The organism is Haemophilus haemolyticus (genome assembly GCF_001008205.1).
Classification (GTDB): domain Bacteria; phylum Pseudomonadota; class Gammaproteobacteria; order Enterobacterales; family Pasteurellaceae; genus Haemophilus; species Haemophilus haemolyticus_Q.
In genome coordinates, this window is record NZ_LCTK01000020.1 from 1 (window position 1) to 20,129 (window position 20,129).

Sequence of the window (20,129 nt, forward strand, 5' to 3'; positions counted from 1 at the left end):
GTAAAAACAGAAGAACCCCATGTCGAAAGATACGGGGTTTTTGTTTTTTATAATCTATTCATGATCTTAAAGAAATAAGAGTCTAATTTTAGTTTTAATAAAACTGCTATCTCCATATACGATTTTTTATAAGTTTGTTAAACTAATAAAAATTTATGTTTTTCTAATTTAATGAATTATCAAGATCGCATTTCTAATATTTTCTCTGTTAATGGCGAATTAAGTCAGAGTATCAAAGGTTTTAGACCTCGAGCTGAGCAGATTGAAATGGCGCATGCTGTTGGCGAGTCAATCCAAAATAAATCTTCCCTTATCATTGAAGCTGGAACGGGTACAGGAAAGACCTTCGCATATCTGGCTCCAGCTCTACTATTTGGTAAAAAAACAATTATTTCTACAGGATCTAAAAATCTTCAAGATCAGCTTTTTAATCGAGATCTGCCTGCTATTAAAAAAGCCCTTAATTTCACGGGAAAAATTGCGTTGCTAAAAGGTCGGGCAAACTATCTTTGTTTAGAACGTTTAGATCAAGTTATTGCTCAAGGTGTGCTTGGAGATAAGTCCGTTTTAGCTGAATTAAGCAAAGTACGTAAATGGAATAACAGTACTAAAACAGGTGATTTTACAGAATGTATTGAGCTTGCAGAAGATAGCCCTATTATTCCTCAACTGACGAGTACAGCGGAAAGCTGTTTAGGTACAGATTGCCCTAATTATTCAGAATGTTATGTAGCAAGTGCGCGTAAAAAAGCATTAAATGCTGATTTGGTTGTGGTTAATCATCATTTATTTTTTGCTGATATGGCTGTGAAAGAAAGTGGTTTTGGAGAACTTATTCCAAATGCAGAAGTAATTATTTTTGACGAAGCTCATCAGCTGCCAGATATTGCTAGTCAATATTTTGGTCAATCTTTAACATCACGCCAGCTTTTTGATTTATGTAAGGACATTAATATTGTCTATCATACAGAGCTCAAAGATATGCAACAGCTTGGCACAACATCTGATACCTTACTGAAGGTTGTGCAAGATTTTCGTTTATTATTGGGTAATGGGAGTAATGTTCGAGGAAATTGGCGTGAGCTTTACACGCAAAATGCGGTGAAAAAATCCTTTGAATTATTACAGGAGAAAATAGATTTCTTAGCTGAGGTAATTAAATTAGCGCTTGGTCGCTCCCAAACTTTGGATAGTATTTTTGAGCGTGTTGAATCCATTAAAATTCAGCTCAAGCGTTTATCTGAAACAAATATTGTGGGTTATTGTTATTGGTATGAAGGAAATGGTCGCCAATTTGGTTTACATATTACGCCATTAACGGTGGCCGATAAGTTTGGTGCTCAGCTCGAAGCTAAAGAAGCCGCTTGGATATTCACATCCGCGACATTAGAAGTAGGTGGAACCTTTAATCATTTCTGCCAACGTTTAGGCATTGAAGATGCTACACAAAAAATTTTACCTAGTCCCTTTAATTATTCTGAACAATCTTTGCTTTGTGTGCCTCGATATTTGCCGAATACGAATCAGGCTAATACATTAAGTTCACTAGGAGAAATGTTATTGCCTGTGATTGAAGCAAATAAGGGGCGTTGTTTTGTTCTGTGTACCTCTTATTCAATGATGCGCGGTTTAGCAGAATACTTCCGTGAAAAAAGTAACCTTTCTATTTTATTACAAGGCGAAACCTCAAAAGGAAAATTACTAGAGCAATTTATAAAAGAAACGCATAGCGTTTTGGTGGCAACATCTAGCTTTTGGGAAGGTGTAGATGTGCGCGGCGATGCACTTTCTTTAGTCATTATTGATAAGCTTCCTTTTACTGCGCCAGATGAGCCTTTGTTAAAAGCCCGTATTGAGGATTGTCGTTTGCAAGGTGGCGATCCATTCAATGACATTCAAATTCCTGAAGCGGTGATTACGTTGAAACAAGGCGTTGGACGTTTAATTCGCGATGTTACAGATCGTGGCGTTGTGATTATTTGTGATAATCGATTAGTAATGCGCAATTATGGCGAAACTTTTTTGAAAAGTTTACCTAACTCAAGTCGTACCCGTGATCTCAACAAAGTGATACAATTCTTACAAAATAAATAAACGAGAATAATAATGCAAAATTTAACTTTACTGGCGCTAGATACTTCAACGGAAGCTTGTTCTGTCGCTTTATTGTATCGTGGTGAGAAAACACATATTAATGAACTTGCTCAACGCACTCACACCAAACGAATTTTACCTATGATCGATGAAATTTTGGCAAATTCCGGGATAGGTTTAAATCAAGTTGATGCCCTTGCCTTTGGGCGTGGTCCGGGGAGTTTTACTGGCGTTCGTGTTGGTGCTGGGATTGCACAAGGTTTAGCGTTTGGTGCGGATTTGCCTGTCATTCCTATTTCAAATTTAACCGCAATGGCACAGGCGGCATTTGAATTACATCAAGCAGAAAATGTCGTTGCAGCGATTGATGCGAGAATGAACGAAGTTTATTTTTCTCAATTAGTGAGAGAAAAAGTGCGGTCTGATGTCGGGGAATTTTTTCAATGGCGAGAAATCATAACTGAACAAGTTTGTTCCCCAGAACAAGCGATTAAACAGCTTCAAAATGATAATGCATTTAGAGTCGGGACTGGTTGGGCAGCGTATTCTCAATTTACTGAAAAAAATCTAACGAGCTCAGATATAGCGTTGCCTAATGCATTATATATGCTGGAGCTTGCACGAGTAGAATACTTGCAAAAACGCACAATTTCAGCTTTAGAGATTGAACCGATTTATTTGCGAAACGAGGTTACTTGGAAAAAATTACCAGGACGTAAATAAGTTTAAATAACTGGAGGATAGAAAATGAAAGGAAAAATCACCTTATTTTTTACCGCACTTTGCTTGGGATTGACAGGCTGTATGGTACCGCCGAAAGGATTAGAAGAAGAGCGGTTCTCTATTAATTCCTATCGCGATATTTCACCTAAAGATTTAACTTGTCATTGTAAAACTGTTCGACTTGGAGGGAAAATTGTTCAGGCGACTGTTTTACCAAGTCAAACAAAAATTGAAGTGTTAAGTTTACCGGTATCATCAATTTCAGGTAAACCATTTGTTGAATTTCAATCAGATGGCCGTTTTATTGTGTATTTCAACGGCTTTGTGGATCCTGAAAATTTAAAAGAACGTTATATTACTGTGGGCGGGCTATTAGCTGGAACAGAGAAAGGCAAGATAGAACAGGCTGATTATACTTATCCTGTTATTCAACCTGATAAATACCGTATTTGGACACTTAGTACCACCTATGATTATCCAACAGATGATTGGGATGAAGATGATGATTGGGGATTTTTTAGATGGAGACATCGCCCTTGGTATGTGCAGCCTGAAATTCGCTATTATTTGAATTAAATGATAAAATCTTAAAGATTTTCCAACAAATTAGGATAAAAAATGGAAAAAATTTGGTTTCAAAATTATCCAGAAGGTTCTGAAAAATTTCTGGATACCTCAAAATATGAATCTATTTTGGATATGTTTGACAAAGCAGTGCGCGAACATCCAGATCGCCCCGCTTACATTAATATGGGGCAAGTACTTACTTTTCGTAAATTAGAAGAGCGCAGTCGTGCATTTGCCGCGTATTTGCAAAATGAATTTAAACTTCAACGTGGTGATCGTGTAGCATTAATGATGCCAAATTTATTGCAATATCCTATCGCACTTTTTGGTATTTTGCGTGCGGGCTTAATTGCAGTAAATGTGAATCCTCTTTATACACCGAGAGAATTAGAGCACCAGTTGCAAGATAGTGGTGCGGTAGCGATTGTCGTGGTATCAAATTTTGCTTCTACCTTGGAAAAAGTCGTTTTCAATACCAATGTTAAACACGTTATTCTTACCCGAATGGGCGATCAACTTTCATTTGGTAAGCGTACTTTAGTCAATTTTGTCGTGAAATATGTGAAAAAACTCGTGCCGAAATATAAATTACCGCACGCAGTAACATTCCGTGAAGTATTGAGTATTGGTAAATATCGACAATATGTTCGCCCTGAAATGGAACGCGAGGATTTAGCCTTTTTACAATATACCGGTGGCACAACAGGTGTAGCGAAAGGTGCAATGCTGACGCACGGAAATATTATAACCAATGTCTTCCAAGCAAAATGGATTGCAGAACCATTTATTGGTGATCATTCTCGCACTCGTTCTGCCATTTTAGCCTTGCCTCTTTATCACGTATTTGCCTTAACGGTGAACTGTTTATTATTTTTAGAGTTAGGTGTAACGGCGATCTTAATCACCAATCCGAGAGATATTGAAGGATTTGTGAAAGAGTTGAAAAAATACCGTTTTGAAGCTATCACTGGTGTAAATACTTTATTTAATGCGTTGTTAAATAATGAAAATTTCAAAGAAGTTGATTTTTCAGCTTTAAAACTTTCTGTAGGTGGCGGTATGGCTATTCAACAGTCTGTAGCAACACGTTGGCACGAATTGACGGGCTGTAACATCATTGAAGGTTATGGAATGACAGAATGTTCACCATTAATCGCAGCTTGTCCGATTAATGTTGTGAAACATAATGGCACTATTGGTGTACCAGTGCCAAATACTGATATAAAAATCATTAAAGATGATGGTTCAGATGCAAAAGTTGGCGAACCTGGTGAATTATGGGTGAAAGGTGACCAAGTAATGCGAGGTTATTGGCAACGACCAGAAGCAACGAGTGAAGTTTTAAAAGATGGTTGGATGGCAACTGGTGATATTGTGATTATGGATGAATCATATAGCTTACGCATTGTGGATCGTAAAAAAGATATGATTTTGGTTTCTGGCTTTAATGTCTATCCAAATGAAATTGAAGATGTCGTTATGCTTAATTACAAAGTCGCGGAGGCTGTGGCAATTGGTGTTCCTCATGAAGTTTCTGGTGAGACGATTAAAGTATTTGTGGTGAAAAAGGATGATACTTTAACCCGAGATGAACTTCGAAACCATTGTCGCCAATATCTCACAGGCTATAAAGTACCAAAAGAAATTGAGTTTCGAGACGAACTGCCAAAAACTAATGTTGGAAAGATTTTACGTCGGGTTCTACGCGATGAAGAGATCGCAAAACGTTCAAAACATTAATGTCAAAATGGGATAGCAATATCCCATTTTTGTTCTTTTTAAATAAAAAATCACTATGATAAAAGAATGTCAAAATCCACCGCACTTTACGGTTATTACGGATAATACTTCGCTATTGGAAATTTGCAATTTGGCTCAGCAGCAAAGTGCGATTGCCCTAGATACAGAATTTATGCGTGTTTCCACTTATTTTCCTAAGTTGGGATTAATCCAGCTTTATGATGGCGAGCGCGTCTCTTTAATTGATCCTTTAGCGATTACTGATTTTTCGCCTTTTGTTGCATTGTTAGCCAATCCTAAGGTATTAAAAATCTTACATTCTTGTAGTGAAGATTTATTGGTTTTCTTACAAGAATTTGATCAGCTTCCACGCCCAATGATTGATACGCAAATTATGGCGCGCTTTCTTGGACTTGGCACATCAGCAGGATTGGCAAAATTAGCACAACAATACTTAAATGTAGAAATCGATAAAGGCGCAACTCGCACCAATTGGATTAAGCGCCCCCTTTCTGATATTCAACTTCAATATGCTGCAGGTGATGTTTGGTATTTGTTGCCGCTTTATCATATTCTTGAAAAAGAGTTATCGAAAACATCTTGGGAACAAGCAGTAAGAGATGATTGCGAACTTGCTCTTTCTAAAACGCATAAATTACAAGAACGAGATTCAGAAAAAGCTTATTTAGATATTCCAAATGCTTGGAAATTAAATCCATTAGAATTGTCTCGTTTAAGAATTTTGGCGCAGTGGCGACAAAACGTGGCAATAGAGCGTGATTTAGCGCTGTCTTATATTGTGAAATCAGATAATCTTTGGAAAGTGGCAAAGAATAATCCACGTAATACATCTGAAATGTTAGAAATGGGATTAACTGAAAATGAAGTGCGTGTACGTGGTAAAAAGATTTTGCAATTACTTGCTCAAGCAAGGCGTGTTTCTTCTAATGACTATCCAAAACCTATTGAACGTATTTCTGAAGATCCTCGTTATAAAAAAACAATTCGATTATTACAAGAAAAAGTGAATAGCTTAACACCAGAAGGTTTAACCCCTGAAATCGTTGCAAGTAAACGCACTTTGGAAGAATTGATTAAATGGGGTTGGAAATATGATTGTTCTCAAGACAAACTACCAGAGTTGCTGATTGGATGGCGCAAACCTATTGGTGAAAATTTAGTTGATCTCATCAGGTGAACGTAACAAATAACCGCACTTAAAAAGTGCGGTTATTTTTTTGTATATTTTTATACATTGAATCGGAAGTGCATTACATCGCCATCTTGTACGATATAATCTTTACCTTCTAAACGCCATTTACCCGCTTCTTTTGCACCGTTTTCACCGTTGAATTGGATAAAGTCTTCATAAGCGATAACTTCTGCTCGGATAAAGCCTTTTTCAAAGTCGGTGTGGATTACAGCTGCTGCTTTTGGTGCGGTTGCGCCGACTGAAACTGTCCACGCTCGTACTTCTTTTACGCCAGCTGTGAAATAAGTTTGAAGATTTAAAAGTGCGTAACCCGCACGAATTACGCGGTTCAATCCAGGTTCTTCAATGCCTAAATCTTGTAAAAACTCGACTTTCTCTTCATCATCAAGTTCCGCAATTTCAGATTCAATCACCGCACATACTGGAACAACCACTGCACCTTCTTTTGCGGCAATTTCACGAACGCGATCTAAATATGGGTTATTTTCAAAGCCATCTTCATTTACGTTTGCGATGTACATTGTTGGTTTTAAAGTTAAGAAGTTGTAACTCTTGATTGCTTGCAATTCTTCTTTATCTAACCCAACAGAGCGAATCATTCCTGCATTTTCAAGCACAGGGAGGATTTTTTCCATAACGGAAAGTTCAAATTTAGCCTCTTTGTCGCCACCTTTTGCACGTTTTTGTAAACGTTGGATCGCGCGTTCACAGCTGTCTAAGTCTGCTAAGGCTAATTCGGTATTGATGGTATCAATGTCATCTTGTGGGTCAATTTTCCCCGCAACGTGCACGATATCGTCATTTTCAAAGCAACGAACAACGTGGCCGATCGCATCTGTTTCACGAATATTAGCGAGGAATTTGTTACCTAAGCCTTCACCTTTACTTGCTCCCGCAACTAAGCCTGCGATGTCCACGAATTCCATCGTGGTAGGTAATACACGTTCAGGTTTAACGATTTCTGCCAATGCATCTAAACGCGGATCTGGCATTGGTACGACACCCGTATTTGGTTCGATAGTACAGAATGGATAGTTTGCGGCTTCAATACCAGCTTTAGTGAGCGCGTTAAAAAGAGTAGATTTGCCGACATTTGGCAATCCCACAATACCACATTTGAATCCCATAATTTTTCCTTATTTTGAGTAAAACGGTTGTAAAACTAACCGCACTTTTAAATTTTGAAACTGTTTAAACGGTTGGTCGCTTTGACCATGCCATCTTTGAAAATCATTTCTACACAATCAGTTGCTTCATCTAGCACTTTTTCAAGTGCATCACGATCTGATGGTGATGGTTTATTTAATACGTAACCCGCCACTAAATCACGATGGCCAGGATGCCCAATGCCAATGCGTAAACGGTAGAAATTATTGTTATTGCCTAATTGAGCCACAATATCTTTTAAGCCGTTATGTCCGCCGTGCCCGCCGCCTTGTTTGAGTTTTGCCGTGCCTGGCGGTAAATCTAATTCATCATGAATCACTAAAATTTCTTCAGGTTTAATACGGTAAAAACTTGTCAATGTCCCAACCGCTTTACCGCTTAAATTCATAAAAGTTGTCGGTACTAAAAGGCGAACTTCTTTTCCATTCACTAAAGTGCGGGCAGTTTTTCCGAAGAATTTACTTTCTGGATTTAGCGAAACGTTAAAACGACGCGCCAAGCGTTCAATAAGCCATTCGCCTGCATTGTGGCGTGTATCTGTATATTTATCGCCAGGATTGCCTAAACCAACAATAAGTTTTATTTCTGACATTTTTATTTGATGATGTAAAAAATAGTGGCGTATTGTAGCGAAAAAGCCTTAAATTCTCAATCTATAATGCTAAAACAAGCGGCTATAATTGAAGGAATTTATTGCTCGTGATTTATCATTAAAAGTCACCGCACTTTTCCGTTATAATGGTTAAAATTTTTAACAAAGAAGTAAAAATGAATCAGATTAACATTGAAATTGCCTACGCCTTGCCAGAACGTTATTATTTGAAATCTTTTCAAGTTGATGAAGGAATCACCGTGCAAACGGCGATTACGCAATCAGGGATTTTAAGCCAATTTCCAGAGATTGATTTGAGCACAAATAAAATTGGGATTTTCAGTCGTCCAACAAAATTGATTGATGTGTTAAAAGAGGGCGATCGTATTGAAATTTATCGTCCATTACTTGCTGATCCGAAAGAAATTCGCCGTAAACGTGCAGCAGAGCAAGCTGCAGCCAAAGACAAAGAAAAAGGAGCTTAAAAATGACCGCACTTTCATCTGCTGATTTTTGTTTACCTGAACATATCACACCAGAAATTTTTCTACGCGATTATTGGCAGAAAAAGCCACTAGTGATTCGTAATGGTTTGCCTGAAATCGTTGGGCAGTTTGAGCCACAAGATATTATTGAGCTCGCTCAAAATGAAGATGTCACCGCTCGTTTAGTAAAGACATTTTCTGATGATGATTGGAAAGTTTTTTTTAGCCCTTTAAGCGAGAAGGATTTTCAAAAATTGCCAGAAAAATGGTCGGTGTTAGTTCAAAATTTGGAGCAATGGTCGCCTGAATTAGGACAACTTTGGAATAAATTTGGCTTTATTCCTCAATGGCAACGAGACGATATTATGGTGTCTTACGCGCCGAAAGGTGGCTCTGTTGGTAAGCATTATGATGAGTATGATGTATTCTTGGTGCAAGGATATGGTCATCGTCGTTGGCAGTTAGGAAAATGGTGTGATCCAAGTACCGAATTTAAACCAAATCAGCCAATCCGAATTTTTGACGATATGGGCGAATTAGTGATTGATGAAGTAATGAATCCGGGCGACATCCTATATATTCCAGCGCGTATGGCACATTATGGGGTAGCTGAAGATGATTGTTTAACCTTTTCTTTTGGCTTGCGTTATCCAAATTTAAGCAATTTGATTGATGGGATAAGCAAAGGTTTTTGTCATCAAGATCCTGATTTGAATTTAAGCGAGTTTGATTTGCCGCTACGTTTAAGTCAGTCTGAACAACGTACAGGTAAACTTGCGGATGAAAATATTCAAGCGATGAAACAGCTTTTATTGGATAAATTGGCTCATTCAGAAGCTTTTGATGCGTTGTTTAAGCAAGCCGTAGCAAGTGCGGTGAGTTCTCGTCGTTACGAGTTATTAGTCTCTGATGAAATGTGTGATCCTGATGAAGTGCGGTCAATTTTAGAAGAGGATGGAGCATTCCTTTCTCAAGACAACAATTGTAAATTGCTTTACACTGAAAATCCGTTGCGTATTTATGCGAACGGTGAATGGCTAGATGAACTTAATGTGATTGAGACCGAAGTATTGAAACGTTTATCTGATGGTGAAAGTTTGGATTGGGTATTTCTATCTAATTTAGTGAATGAAACCGAAGATCCTGAAACTTCGATGGATTTGTTGTTGGATTCAATTTGTAACTGGGTCGATGATGGTTGGGCGTTAATTGAATAATATGTCCGACAATATTTATTCCGTCTCTCAACTGAATTCTGCCGCGCGTCAGATGCTTGAGGGCAATTTTTCCCAAATTTGGCTAACGGGTGAAATTTCCAATTTTACGCAACCCGTATCTGGGCATTGGTATTTAACGCTGAAAGATGAAAATGCACAGGTGCGTTGTGCAATGTTTCGCATGAAAAATTTGCGTGTTGCTTTTCGTCCGCAAAATGGGATGCAAGTGCTTGTGCGTGCTAATGTGAGTTTATATGAGCCTCGTGGTGATTATCAGCTTATTATTGATTCTATGCACCCAGCTGGCGAGGGCTTGTTGCAACAGCAATTTGAAGCGTTAAAAATGAAGTTGGCTGCGGAAGGATTATTTGCTCAAAATCTTAAGAAAAATCTACCGCACTTTAGTAAAGCAGTTGGGATTATTACTTCTTCTACAGGTGCGGCATTGCAAGATATTTTGCATATTTTGGCTCGTCGTGATCCAAGTTTAAAAGTTGTTATTTATCCCACTGCGGTTCAAGGCAAAGAGGCGACCGCAGAAATTGTGCAAATGATTGAACTTGCCAATCTGCGACAAGAAGTTGATGTATTAATTGTGGGGCGTGGTGGAGGTTCATTAGAAGATCTTTGGTGTTTTAATGAAGAAGAAGTGGCGCGAGCGATTTTTCGTTCAACCTTACCCATTATCAGTGCGGTGGGGCATGAAACAGATGTGACGATTGCCGATTTTGTTGCAGATCTTCGTGCACCGACCCCTTCTGCTGCGGCTGAGTTAGTTAGTCGTAATCAAGATGAATTATTGCAACAACTTCGCCATCAACAGCAACGTTTAGATATGGCATTTGATCGTTTATTTACGCGAAAAAGCCAGCGTTTGAAACAGCTAACCTTACGATTACACAATCAACATCCACAGAATCAGTTACGAGCTCAACAAGCGAAAAATGAACAGCTTACGCATCGCTTGCAACTTGCTATGTGGCGTCAGTTTGAAAATACACAACAAAAATTCACCGCACTTTCTTCTCGTTTGAAACAAAATCCATTGCCATATCGAGTGCAACGTCACCAACAATGCTTAGAGCAGTTACAAGTGCAGTTAAATTTTTGCGTAAATCGCCAAGTGACGGAGCGTCAAAATAAACTGGCAACGTTATGTGGAAAATTGGATGCTTTAAGCCCGTTGAAGGTATTGGCAAGAGGTTATTCCATTGCAGAGAACCCGCAAGGTAAAGCCATTGTTAGCGTGAAAGATGTAAAGCAAGGGGACTTCATTACAACTCAAGTGGCTGATGGAAAAATTGTGAGTAAAGTTTTGTAGGAATGCCTATTTCATAAAAATGGAGTGAAATACTGTTTCGCTTACTTCTAAAAAAGAATGCTGTGATTGTTGAATAAATAATCATGGCATTTTATTTTTTTGTGACTCACTTCAAACTTTCAACAAAAAGTGGAAACCTTCTATTTTTTTTGTAGTCTTTTAAGCGTATGATTTTGCGCGCAGTTTTGGAGAAAAAGATGTCAGAAATTCAACACTTTAGCCAACAAGATATAGAAATATTGGGTGAACAAACTTTATATGAAGGTTTTTTCACACTCAAACGAATTCAATTTAAACATAAGCTTTTTGCTGGCGGTGAAAGCGGTGTAGTAACGCGTGAATTACTTATTAAAGGCTCTGCCTCTGCCGTCATCGCTTATGATCCAAAAGAAGATTCGGTGATTCTAGTTGAACAAGTTCGTATTGGCGCGGCTTATCATTCAGAATCTCATCGTTCGCCTTGGTTACTTGAATTAATTGCAGGCATGGTGGAAAAAGGTGAAAAGCCAGAAGAGGTTGCTTTGCGTGAGAGTGAAGAAGAAGCGGGAATTCAAGTAAAAAATTTAACGCATTGCTTAAGTGTGTGGGATAGCCCAGGTGGAACGCTGGAGCGAATTCATTTATTTGCTGGTGAGGTTGATAGTTCACAAGCAAAAGGTATCCACGGTTTGGCTGAAGAAAATGAAGACATTCGAGTACACGTAGTAAAACGTGAACAGGCGTATCAATGGATGTGCGAGGGGAAAATTGATAATGGCATTGCAGTGATTGGATTGCAGTGGCTTCAATTAAATTATGCTCAGTTACAACAAAGTTGGAAATGTAGTTAGGGGGCATTAATGAAAAATACGTTTGTTTATCAGGCGGAGAAGCCTGTTATTAAGTTATTACAAATTACGGATCCCCATTTATTTAAAGATGAAAGTGCGGAATTATTGGGGGTAAATACACAAGCAAGTTTTGCTCAAGTATTAAAGGAAATTCAGCAAGAAAATCATGAGTTTGATGTTATTCTTGCTACAGGCGATCTTGTGCAGGATAGTAGTGATGAAGGTTACACTCGTTTTGTAGAAATGATGAAACCTTTCGATAAACCTGTGTTTTGGATTCCGGGAAATCACGATTTTCAGCCTAAAATGGCGGAATTCTTAAATCAGTCGCCAATGGATGGGGCAAAACATCTTCTATTAGGCGAACATTGGCAAGCTTTATTGTTAGATAGCCAAGTTTATGGTGTACCACATGGACAACTAAGCCAGCATCAACTCGATTTATTAAAAGAAACCTTAGAAAAAAATCCTGAACGTTATACGTTGGTTGTATTACACCATCATTTATTACCAACTAATTCTGCATGGCTTGATCAACATAACCTTCGTAATTCTCACGAATTGGCAGAAGTGCTTGCGCCTTTTACCAATGTGAAAGCTATTTTATATGGGCATATTCATCAAGAAGTAAACAGTGAATGGAATGGTTATCAAGTGATGGCAACGCCAGCAACTTGTATTCAATTTAAACCTGATTGCCAGTATTTTTCTCTTGATACGTTACAGCCCGGTTGGCGTGAAATTGAGCTACATTCAGATGGTTCAATTCGTACGGAAGTAAAGCGCATTCAGCAAGCGGAATTTTTGCCGAATATGCAAGAAGAAGGGTATTAACCAAACTAAAGTGCGGTGAACATTCACCGCACTTTTTTCCAGTTAGAAATGGTATGCATCAGTAAATGTGTACCATTTTTTTATGATTTTATTACGCAATCACAACTTGTTCTGCATCGTCTTCAGTATGTTCAATACGCCCGATTAACCATGCATTTTCCCCCGCTTGTTTTAAGATCGCTAATGCGGTCTCGACTTGCTCTTGAGGAAGTGCAATTACCATGCCCACACCACAATTGAAGGTTCGGTACATTTCATATGTGTCGATATTGCCTTTTTCTTGTAACCAATTAAACACGGAAGGCCATTTCCAGCTTTTTTCATCAATTACTGCTTTGGTGTTTTTAGGCAATACGCGCGGAATGTTTTCCCAGAACCCGCCGCCTGTTAAATGCGCAATCGCATGTACATCGGCTTGCTTAATAAGTGCTAATACGGATTTAACATAGATTTTTGTTGGCGCAAGTACATGTTCACTTAATGGTTTATTATCAAGTAGTTCTGTTGCAGGATTAACGCCCGCGACATCAATTACTTTACGAACTAAAGAATAACCGTTTGAATGTGGGCCACTGGAACCTAAGGCAATTAATGCATCGCCATTTTTTACACGGCTACCATCAATAATTTCAGATTTCTCTACAACGCCTACACAGAATCCTGCTAAATCATAATCGCCCGCATGATACATGCCTGGCATTTCTGCTGTTTCACCACCTACTAATGCACAACCCGATTGCACACAACCATCAGCAATCCCTTTTACAACGTCAGCAGCTACATCAACATCTAGTTTTCCTGTTGCATAATAATCTAAGAAAAATAGTGGTTCAGCACCTTGAACGACTAAATCATTGACACACATAGCGACCAAATCAATGCCAATGGTGTCATGTTTTTTTAAATCAATGGCTAAGCGTAATTTAGTGCCAACTCCATCGGTGCCCGATACTAAAATAGGTTCTTTATATTTGCTTGGTATCGCACATAAGGCGCCAAATCCACCTAATCCCCCGATCACTTCCGCACGAGTAGTACGTTTTACTTCTGGTTTAATCCGTTCAACCAATGCATTGCCAGCATTAATGTCAACGCCGGCATCTTTATAGCTTAATGATTGTTTGCTCACAGTGTTTTCCTATATCGATAAGTATTGAAAAATAAATTGCAATTTATTTTAACAGCTTAAGCAAACGTTTGCGATTTAAATTTTAAGATAAAAAAAGACCGCACTTTAGAAAAAGTGCGGTCGAGTTTGATATTGTTTTTAACGATTCGCGAGTTCAAAAATCATCGCTTCTGCTTGGCAACTAAAAGTGAAAGAGGCATTTAATTGAACACCGTTTTCAACCGTCACGATTTCGCTTTTAATTTCGCAAGGCTCGCTTTCTGTATTGCGTGCTTTCTTCGTTAATCGTTCAAGCGCTGCATTGGCATCAGCTTCTGTGTTATAAACTTGATGTACTTCTACAGTGCAGTCAGAGCCATCAATAATAGTGCCTACATCAACACAGCTACAAGTTAAGGATTCTTCAGCTTTGCATTTTACGGTCATTTTCTTTTCCTTATATGAATATTTTGGTGCATTTTATCATTTTTCTTTTTCTCCATAAATGACAAAAATTGAACAAAATAGCCCACTAAATGCAAAAAGTTCCCGCTAACTGGTCGGAACTCTAATAAAAACAAGGAAATGAATTTGCACTCAATAGATTCGGGTTTTAGAATCGCCCAGATTTTTATTTATAACAAAGGTTTCCAAATGAAAAAATTTAATCAATCTGTATTAGCAACTGCGATGTTATTAGCAGCTAGTGGGGCAAATGCAGCCGCATTCCAATTAGCAGAAGTTTCTACATCAGGTCTTGGTCGTGCTTATGCCGGTGAAGCAGCAATTGCTGATAATGCTGCAGTAGTTGCAACTAACCCTGCATTAATGAGTTTATTCAAAACTAATCAATTCTCTGTGGGTGGCGTTTATGTGGATTCTAAAATTCACATGAGTGGTAATACTGATATTACTGCGTTAGGTAGAAATGTGAGTGCTCGTTTACCAAGTGCTTCAACTAATCTTCATCAAAAAAATGTAGTTCCAGGCTCTCTTGTACCAAATATGTATTTTGTGGCACCTGTTAATGACAAAGTGGCGGTTGGTGCAGGCATGAATGTGAATTTTGGTTTGAAAAGCGAGTATGATAACAAATACAACGGCGGTGTATTTGGTGGAACAACAGATCTAACTGCGTTAAATTTAAACCTAAGTGGTTCTTATCGTGTTACTGAGGGATTTAGTGCTGGTTTAGGCTTGAATGCGATTTATGCTCAAGCAAAAATTGAGCGTAGAGCTGGTGCTCTGGCTGATGCAGCTCAATATGTTGGTAATGCTGTACGCGCAGGAGCTATACAATTACCTCCTACAGCTGGTCCATTATTGGCTTCATTAAGTAGAGTTCAAAAAGATACTATTCTAACTCAACTACAAGACAAAGCGGCTTGGGCTTTTGCTTGGAATGCTGGTGTAATGTATCAATTTAATGAAAATCATCGAATTGGTTTAGCTTACCATTCTAAAGTAGATATTGATTTTACAGATCATACAGCAACTAGTTTACAAGCTCAGCGTATTGGGCAAGAAGGTGGTTTAAAGCTTAATTTGCCTGATTACTTAGAGTTTTCAGGATTCCACCAATTAACCGAGAAATTTGCTATGCACTATAGTTATAAATATTCTCACTGGAGTCGTTTGAAAAACTTATATGCAACGTATCATGCTGATGGCGTAGAAGCATTTCATAAGAAAATGTACTACAGAAATAGTTCGCGTGTTGCATTGGGTGGAACTTATAACGTAGATGACAAATTAACTTTACGCGCAGGTATTGCTTATGATCAAGCTGCAGCAACTGAACATGCTAGTGCGGCAATTCCTGATACAGATCGTACTTGGTATAGTGTGGGTGCTACATATAAATTTACCCCTAATCTTTCAGTTGATTTAGGCTATGCTTATTTGAAAGGTAAAAAAGTTCATTTCAAAGAAGAGCAAGTTATTCGAAATGGAGCAATAGTAGTTACTGGAAACTATACATCTAAAGCTAGTGCAAATCTTTACGGTTTGAATTTAAATTATAGTTTCTAATCCATTAAAAAATTTAGCATAATAAAGCACACTTCCGCACGAAGTGTGCTTTTCTTTTTATAAAACAAGGCGAAAAATGACCGCACTTTATTACACTTATTATCCTTCACCCGTCGGGAGGCTTTTGATTTTATCTGATGGTGAAAGTATTACACATATTGATTTTGAAAAAGAGCAATATGAACCTAATCCCAAATGGCTCAAGCAAGATGAATTGCCTATTTTTCAAAAAGTGCGGTTGGCTTTTGAACGATATTTTAATGGAGAAGTTGAGCGCTTTGCAGATATTCCTTTAAAGCCAGAAGGCACCGCGTTTCAACAAGCCATTTGGCAAGCCTTGCGAAAAATTGATTATGGCGAGCTTTCAAGTTATGGAGAGCTGGCGTTACGGATTAATAATCCTAAAGCTGTTCGTGCCGTGGGCGGTGCGGTAGGCAGTAATCCGATTAGTATTATTATTCCTTGCCATCGTATTTTAGGCAAAGATCGGACTTTAACTGGTTTTGGTGGTGGTTTAGAGGCAAAACGTTTTTTATTGCAGTTAGAGAAAATTCCCTATATTGATAAAGGCACTGAAAATACTAAGCCTCGCTTTTTTAAGAAATATCACGAATGATTCCACAAACCCTTGAACAATTACTTTCCCAAGCGCAATCAATTGCAGGCTTAACTTTTGGGGAGTTAGCTGATGAACTGCATATTCCTGTCCCGCCTGATTTAAAACGTGATAAAGGCTGGGTGGGCATGTTATTAGAGCGTGCTTTAGGCGCAACGGCAGGGAGTAAAGCTGAACAGGACTTTTCTCATTTAGGTGTTGAGCTTAAAACATTGCCGATTAATGCTGAGGGTTATCCTCTTGAAACGACCTTTGTGAGCCTTGCCCCATTGGTACAAAATTCAGGGGTTAAATGGGAAAATTCCCACGTTCGTCATAAACTTTCTTGTGTACTTTGGATGCCTATTGAAGGCAGTCGCCATATTCCATTGCGTGAACGCCATATCGGCGCGCCAATTTTATGGAAGCCAACCGCTGAGCAAGAACGTCAATTAAAACAAGATTGGGAAGAATTGATGGATTTAATTGTACTTGGCAAATTGGATCAAATTACCGCTCGAATTGGGGAAGTGATGCAACTTCGTCCTAAGGGGGCAAATAGCCGTGCTGTGACAAAAGGCATAGGAAAAAATGGCGAAATTATAGAAACCTTGCCTTTGGGCTTTTATTTACGTAAAGAGTTTACTGCAGGTATTTTGAAGGCGTTTCTAGATAATAAAAATGGGTGAATAATCCCCCATTTTATTTTACGCAACTTGTATGAAGAAATCTTTTAATCCGACTAATATATTATTTACGGCCACTGTTGCCAATATTAATCCCATCACACGACTAATGATTGCAGCTCCAGAGTTTCCAATAATATGTTGAATGCGATTTGCCGCAAGGAGCAAGAAGTAGGTAATGAGCAGCACGATTAGCATAATGCCAGCAGTGATGATTTGCTCGGTAAGATTAAAACGATGATTATCAGTTAAAAGTACGATTGCCATCATTGCACCTGGCGAGGCAATAGAAGGTACTGCGAGGGGATAAACAGCAATTTCAGTAATGTTTGCTTTTATTTTAATTTCTTGTTCAGGCTTACTTTCACCAAAAATCATAGTTAAGGCAAATAAGAAAAGCACTAAACCACCAGCAATTTGGAATGCGGGAAGTGGCACTTGCATCGCTTCAAAAAGAACTTGTCCACCAATTAAGAAGAAAAGCAAAATGCCAGCTGAAATCACAATGGCATGACGCGCAATTTTACGGCGCTCTTCTAATGAAAAAACAATCGTTTTCGAAAGATAAACAGGCACAGAACCGATAGGATCGATAACTGCCCAAAGTACCACAAATTGTACGATAAGAGAATCAAACATAGACTTTTCCGATTAAGATTGTAAATGATAGCATTTTATCAGATTAGTTTATGAAACTGGGATCATTTTTAAATGAATTTTTATACCTTCATTTTTCATGAAAAACACGAAAAAACCCCACCGCACTTTGTAAGGTTCTATCATAAAAAATGAGTGGAATGCGGTTTCGTTGCCAAGGCGGAACACCGAGCTCTTGCCAGATTTTTTTCATGGTTTCGGCAGGGCGATTATGCTGTCGTTTCACTTTGCCAGTATAAGCAAATCGTATTTGAATCGGTTCTTGTGTATCGGCAAGTTGAACCTGTTTTTCGTTCCAATTGACTAAAATGCCTTTCGCGTTGTGGGCTGCATAAATTGTTCCAAGATTATCAGGCAAGGTAATCTGTTGATTTAATGGCATATCAATACAAGTTTGCGACAAATCAACGAATTTCTCTGTTAAATAGAGACGTTGTTGATATCGGCGAATAATATGTTCTCCGAGTTGAAATTGGGGGGTTGCATCTGCTTTGGCTTTAATTACATCATCAATAATATGTGCTAATTGAACCTGCGTAGGCATGGCAATCTGATTTTTAGCCAACCACATTCGCAAAAGTGCGGTTTGTTTTTGCGATGAATATTCTAGAAAGTTTACGAGTGAAAACTGTTTTTGATCCTCTAGAAGATGCTGCTCAAAGCAAGGTTGTAATAATTCATTAATTAGTTGTTGTTGCTCAAAACAATGTTGTGCGGCACGCTGAACTGCATGATCAAAATGCCCCCAGCGTTGGCGTATTTCAGGCAAAATTTGGTTGCGTAAAAAATTGCGATCGTAATAATTATCTTGATTACTTTCGTCTTCGACCCAAGACAGATTTTCTTGCTGAATGTAATCTTCTAATTCATTACGGGTGAAAGAAAGAAGCGGGCGTAGAATAGACATCCCGAACAATTGGCTTTCTTTTTGCATGGCACCTAAACCTTGTAATCCCGTGCCTCGTTTTAATGTGAGGAAAAAGGTTTCAGTTTGATCATTTAAATGATGTGCAGTGACCAGATATTCATCTGGCTGAATATGTTTTAAAATCGCCTGATAACGCGCTTCTCTTGCCCCAGCTTCAATGCCATCGTGCATTTCCACTTTGACTTTTTCAATAATAAGTGGAATGGCAAATTGCTCACAGAGTTGTTGGCAATGAGCTGTCCAAGCATCCGCATTCGGGCTTAATCCGTGATGGATATGGATGGCTCGCAGACTTAAGTGCGGTCGTTTTTCGCGGAGTTTTTTAACTAAAGAAAGTAGTGCAGTTGAATCCAAACCACCGCTAAAAGCAATGAGAAGCTTATTGGCGGTGGTTGGGATTTGAGTTTGGAATAATGAAAAAAGATCCATTAGGCAACTTTAACAGCTTTGTAGTTTGTGCTTGGATTTAAGATCTCAAAACGTGCAGCAATAGGTTGGAGTTCGTAAGATTTCAAATCAAAGGTAGTTTTCATTACGCCTGCAACAGCATTATTCATTTTTTCAAAAGCTTCAACATCGTTGCCGCAGTTTAAGTAATGTGCCAAGAAAGTCCCTGCAATTAAATCACCCACACCAACAGGTTCAAAGTTAAATTTATAAAGCGGACGGCTTAAATGCCATATACCTTCAGGTGTCGCCATAATGATTTCAAAGGTATCAGGATCGTTAATTTTACCCGCACTGCCCAAATGTTTTACGAGGACTTTCTTCACGCCTTTTGCAATTAATGCATTCACCGCTTTTAACACATCATCAAAGGTATTAATTGGGAATTCGGTTAGTTGGCGTAATTCATGCAAGTTTGGCGTCATGATATCCGCCACTGGGATAGCTTTTTCAATAAGTGCTTCGCGAACACCATTGGCAACTACGCAGATTTTTTTCGGATGTGGCATCACTGGGTCACATAAATAAAGCGCATTGGGATTACGCAGTTTGATTTGTTCTAAGGCAAAAAGAATTTGATCGACTTGTTCCGCAGAACCTAAATAACCAGATAACAAGGCGTCACATTCTTGTAGTTTTTCAATGTTATCGACTCCGGTCACAATTTCTCGGATTTGTTCTTGCGGAATGACCATGCCTGTCCATTTTCCATATTGGGTGTGATTAGAAAATTGAACGGTATTTAATGCCCATACATCGACGCCTAATAACTGCATTGGAAAAGTCGCGGATTTGTTACCCGCAAAACCATAGACCACGTGGGATTGGATCGAAAGTACGTTTTTCATTGTGTTTGCTCCTTTGTTGTTATATTTAGATCAAAAAAGAGCGGCA

General features: G+C 38.6%; 20 protein-coding genes. 13 read left to right on the top strand and 7 right to left on the bottom strand.

Translation table 11 applies throughout. The features are described from left to right. Nucleotides 1–171: 171 nt before the first annotated feature. From AAX18_RS04315 to rnd, 5 genes are read left to right on the top strand one after another with little or no spacing between them, the layout of a single operon-like run. A complete protein-coding gene (locus tag AAX18_RS04315) occupies nt 172–2,094 on the top strand; it encodes an ATP-dependent DNA helicase (RefSeq protein ID WP_046953080.1) in 1,923 nt (640 codons plus the stop codon). Between the two features lie 12 nt (nt 2,095–2,106). Next, nucleotides 2,107–2,817 carry a tRNA (adenosine(37)-N6)-threonylcarbamoyltransferase complex dimerization subunit type 1 TsaB gene (gene tsaB / locus AAX18_RS04320; RefSeq protein WP_046953081.1) on the top strand — a complete coding sequence of 237 codons (711 nt, stop codon included), beginning with the start codon at nt 2,107–2,109 and terminating at the stop codon, nt 2,815–2,817. A 24-nt stretch (nt 2,818–2,841) separates the two neighbouring features. Next, on the top strand, nt 2,842–3,393 hold the full coding sequence (locus AAX18_RS04325; protein ID WP_046953082.1) for a Slp family lipoprotein: 552 nt from the start codon (nt 2,842–2,844) through the stop codon (nt 3,391–3,393). 42 nt (nt 3,394–3,435) lie between these two features. Continuing rightward, nucleotides 3,436–5,124, top strand: a complete 1,689-nt coding sequence (gene fadD / locus AAX18_RS04330) for a long-chain-fatty-acid--CoA ligase FadD (protein ID WP_046953083.1) — start codon at nt 3,436–3,438, stop codon at nt 5,122–5,124. Nucleotides 5,125–5,179: 55 nt separating this feature from the next. After that, nucleotides 5,180–6,322 (top strand): ribonuclease D, encoded by a 1,143-nt coding sequence (gene rnd, locus AAX18_RS04335; protein WP_046953084.1) that lies wholly within the window; start codon nt 5,180–5,182, stop codon nt 6,320–6,322. A gap of 50 nt (nt 6,323–6,372) precedes the next feature. Here the strand turns inward: rnd and ychF are convergent, their stop codons facing one another. Together ychF and pth are read right to left on the bottom strand one after the other, a co-directional pair. Then, on the bottom strand, nt 6,373–7,464 hold the full coding sequence (ychF, locus tag AAX18_RS04340) for a redox-regulated ATPase YchF (protein WP_046953085.1): 1,092 nt from the start codon (nt 7,462–7,464) through the stop codon (nt 6,373–6,375). A gap of 47 nt (nt 7,465–7,511) precedes the next feature. Further along, the gene (gene pth, locus AAX18_RS04345; protein ID WP_046953086.1) at nt 7,512–8,096 is read right to left on the bottom strand and encodes an aminoacyl-tRNA hydrolase; all 585 of its coding nucleotides are present in this window, start codon (nt 8,094–8,096) and stop codon (nt 7,512–7,514) included. Nucleotides 8,097–8,272: 176 nt separating this feature from the next. On the opposite strand from pth, the gene AAX18_RS04350 reads away from it, so the two are divergent. The 5 genes from AAX18_RS04350 (at nt 8,273) to cpdA (ending at nt 12,783) form a co-directional block, all read left to right on the top strand. Then, entirely contained in the window at nt 8,273–8,581 is a 309-nt protein-coding gene (locus AAX18_RS04350; protein ID WP_046953087.1) for an RnfH family protein, read from the top strand. Nucleotides 8,582–8,583: 2 nt separating this feature from the next. Next, nucleotides 8,584–9,798 carry a ribosomal protein uL16 3-hydroxylase gene (locus AAX18_RS04355; protein ID WP_046953088.1) on the top strand — a complete coding sequence of 405 codons (1,215 nt, stop codon included), beginning with the start codon at nt 8,584–8,586 and terminating at the stop codon, nt 9,796–9,798. A gap of 1 nt (nt 9,799) precedes the next feature. Next, nucleotides 9,800–11,119 (top strand): exodeoxyribonuclease VII large subunit, encoded by a 1,320-nt coding sequence (gene xseA, locus AAX18_RS04360; RefSeq protein WP_046953089.1) that lies wholly within the window; start codon nt 9,800–9,802, stop codon nt 11,117–11,119. Between the two features lie 197 nt (nt 11,120–11,316). Further along, complete coding sequence (gene nudF / locus AAX18_RS04365) at nt 11,317–11,949, top strand: ADP-ribose diphosphatase (protein ID WP_046953090.1); 633 nt, start codon at nt 11,317–11,319, stop codon at nt 11,947–11,949. A 9-nt stretch (nt 11,950–11,958) separates the two neighbouring features. Next, nucleotides 11,959–12,783 carry a 3',5'-cyclic-AMP phosphodiesterase gene (gene cpdA / locus AAX18_RS04370; protein ID WP_046953091.1) on the top strand — a complete coding sequence of 275 codons (825 nt, stop codon included), beginning with the start codon at nt 11,959–11,961 and terminating at the stop codon, nt 12,781–12,783. Between the two features lie 91 nt (nt 12,784–12,874). Here cpdA and purM read toward each other — a convergent pair whose 3' ends face one another. Both purM and AAX18_RS04380 read right to left on the bottom strand, forming a co-directional pair. Continuing rightward, complete coding sequence (purM, locus tag AAX18_RS04375; protein ID WP_046953092.1) at nt 12,875–13,912, bottom strand: phosphoribosylformylglycinamidine cyclo-ligase; 1,038 nt, start codon at nt 13,910–13,912, stop codon at nt 12,875–12,877. Between the two features lie 138 nt (nt 13,913–14,050). Beyond that, entirely contained in the window at nt 14,051–14,338 is a 288-nt protein-coding gene (locus AAX18_RS04380; RefSeq protein ID WP_046953093.1) for a YfcZ/YiiS family protein, read from the bottom strand. A gap of 207 nt (nt 14,339–14,545) precedes the next feature. On the opposite strand from AAX18_RS04380, the gene AAX18_RS04385 reads away from it, so the two are divergent. From AAX18_RS04385 to mutH, 3 genes are all read left to right on the top strand, one after another. Beyond that, nucleotides 14,546–15,922 (top strand): outer membrane protein transport protein, encoded by a 1,377-nt coding sequence (locus tag AAX18_RS04385; protein ID WP_046953094.1) that lies wholly within the window; start codon nt 14,546–14,548, stop codon nt 15,920–15,922. Between the two features lie 76 nt (nt 15,923–15,998). Further along, entirely contained in the window at nt 15,999–16,538 is a 540-nt protein-coding gene (locus tag AAX18_RS04390; protein ID WP_046953095.1) for a methylated-DNA--[protein]-cysteine S-methyltransferase, read from the top strand. Further along, a complete protein-coding gene (gene mutH, locus AAX18_RS04395; protein WP_046953096.1) occupies nt 16,535–17,206 on the top strand; it encodes a DNA mismatch repair endonuclease MutH in 672 nt (223 codons plus the stop codon). Before AAX18_RS04390 ends, mutH begins: the two co-directional genes overlap by 4 nt. A gap of 18 nt (nt 17,207–17,224) precedes the next feature. Here the strand turns inward: mutH and AAX18_RS04400 are convergent, their stop codons facing one another. From AAX18_RS04400 to pdxY, 3 genes are all read right to left on the bottom strand, one after another. Further along, entirely contained in the window at nt 17,225–17,842 is a 618-nt protein-coding gene (locus tag AAX18_RS04400; protein ID WP_046953097.1) for a MarC family protein, read from the bottom strand. An 88-nt stretch (nt 17,843–17,930) separates the two neighbouring features. Further along, complete coding sequence (gene tilS / locus AAX18_RS04405) at nt 17,931–19,217, bottom strand: tRNA lysidine(34) synthetase TilS (protein ID WP_046953098.1); 1,287 nt, start codon at nt 19,215–19,217, stop codon at nt 17,931–17,933. After that, a complete protein-coding gene (pdxY, locus tag AAX18_RS04410) occupies nt 19,217–20,083 on the bottom strand; it encodes a pyridoxal kinase (protein ID WP_046953099.1) in 867 nt (288 codons plus the stop codon). Before pdxY ends, tilS begins: the two co-directional genes overlap by 1 nt. Nucleotides 20,084–20,129 lie beyond the last annotated feature (46 nt).